This is a genomic window from Streptomyces sp. M-16 (assembly GCF_052114405.1).
Lineage (GTDB): Bacteria > Actinomycetota > Actinomycetes > Streptomycetales > Streptomycetaceae > Streptomyces.
On sequence record NZ_JBFRER010000284.1, the window covers coordinates 1 to 1,905 of the forward strand.

At 69.6% G+C, this 1,905-nt stretch carries 1 protein-coding gene; it reads right to left on the minus strand.

All coding sequences use genetic code 11. From position 1 onward, the window contains the following. Positions 1-1,108, minus strand: a 1,108-nt coding sequence (locus AB4039_RS42105; protein WP_442273292.1) for an ALF repeat-containing protein, incomplete at its 3' end; no start/stop codon positions are given. Between the last annotated feature and the right edge of the window lie 797 nt (positions 1,109-1,905).

Below are 1,905 nucleotides of genomic sequence, written 5' to 3' on the forward strand. Positions count from 1 at the left end.
TCGCGGCGCTGTCGGCGGCTGCGGCCGCGCTGCGTGCCTGGGCCGCGGCGGTGCGGGCGACCAGGGCGGCGTCCTTGGCGGCCTGCGCCTGGGAGGCGTCCTTGGAAGCGGCGATGGCCGCGTTGTAGGCCTGGGCGGCGGCGGAGCCCGCGTTGGCGGCGGCCTGACCCGCGGCGGTGGCGGCGTAGGCGGCGCGCCGCGAAGCCTGGATGGCGGCGTGGGAGGCGACGGTGGCGACGCGGGCCGCGTCGGCGGCGCCGGAGGCGGCCTCGCTCGCCTTGCGGGCCGCCCTACCGGACTTGATCACGTCCTCTTGCGCAGCCTGGGCCTCGGCGGCGGCCTTCTCGGCCGCGTCCTTGGCCTTGGCGGCGGCCTCGACGGCACGGGCCGCGGCCTCCTCGGCCTGCTTGGTCATCGCGTCGGCCTTCTTGCCCTCGCGCTGGACGACCGCGACCAGTTCCTGGATCTTCATGGCCTCCTGATCGCGGGCCCGCGCGATGTGCTGGCCGGTCTCCAGGAACCAGTCGACGTCCTTCGCGGTCCCGGAGAGCGCCCGGGTCGCGTACTTCTGCACCTCGGGGCCCGCCTGAAAGGAGAGCTTGGAGACCTCGACCCACATGTCCTCCAGGCGGGCGGTGTACTGGCCGTCCAGCAGGAACGTCTCCAGCGCTGTCTGGGAACCGTCGTTCAGGGCGGTGTTCCCGACGCGGTTGACCGCCTTGCCGCCCACGGCCATCACCGTGCTCGTGGCGACCCGCAGGTCCTCCATGATGGCGCCCTTGAAGCCGCCGGCCAGATAGGCGGCGATGGCGGAGTCACCGCCGCTGATCGCGGCGGAGGCCTCGCGCCGGCTCCCCTTACCGCCGCCGGCGAGCGAGCTGATGATCGCAACGCGGTTGTCCTCGGCGGTCTCGGAAGCCAGGCTCGTGGCCAGGAAGCTCTGGACGTCTGCGTCGGTGCCGGTCAGGGCCGCCGCGGCGGCGGCCCGGACGGCCCTGCCTCCCAGCAGCCACGCCTTGACGACCTTGGCCCGGTCGGTGTCGGGGAGAYGGAACGGGTCGCCATCGGCGCCGTCCGGCGGAGGAACCGTGGCGGCCAGGGCGGCCACGGGGTTGAGAACGAGACTCGATGCGGTGACGGCAACCGTGGTGGCGGCAACGGCAGCGAGAACCCGACGCCGGCTCCAATAGATGGTGTCCAAAACGGCCCCTTCGCTATCGGCGCCCGATGGCGCACGTTTTCCATCGCCAAGGCAGGGGTGTGCCCGACGAGTTCCGAGAGCTTTGCTCCGCGACCCTATGCAGCGAACGACTGATTGACTACTCATCAAATTGCCAAAAAGTGCCGGTTCGTTGGCACGGCCGCATCATTGAATCACGCATTCCGTACGCGCTCGGTAGGCCTGAAGACGGCCTTCGCGCATGAATCCATGATTCCGCAGTCGCGGCACCCAATAAGTGAAGTGACGCAAGTCACCCGACGGCCGCTCTGGAGTGCCACGTTCCGCGCGCTAAAAGATCATCAAGTTTCTTTGTGGGAGCTTGAGTTGCCAGCCCGGTGTTCAGCTATGCTCCCGGTCGGAAGTGGGGGGACTTCCGGGGGATGCACGTCTGTCGACGATCATGTCGCCCATTCGGAATGAGGCCTCCACATTCGTCTTGACAGCCGTTCCGGGCCTCTGTCCGGAACCAATGACGGGGGCAGTGATGAAGGCACGGAGTGCGGTATTCCGCACTGTCGGCGCAGCTCTGGGGGTGGGTGCCCTGGCGTGGCTCGCGGTCGCGGGCGGAGTCGCCGGAACGGGCGCGCCGGTCGGCGCCTCGGCGATGGGTTCCGTCGCGGACGAGGGCCCTGGTTACGCGATCGAGGACTTCGGTTATCCGAACGCCGACAAGATCCTGGCGG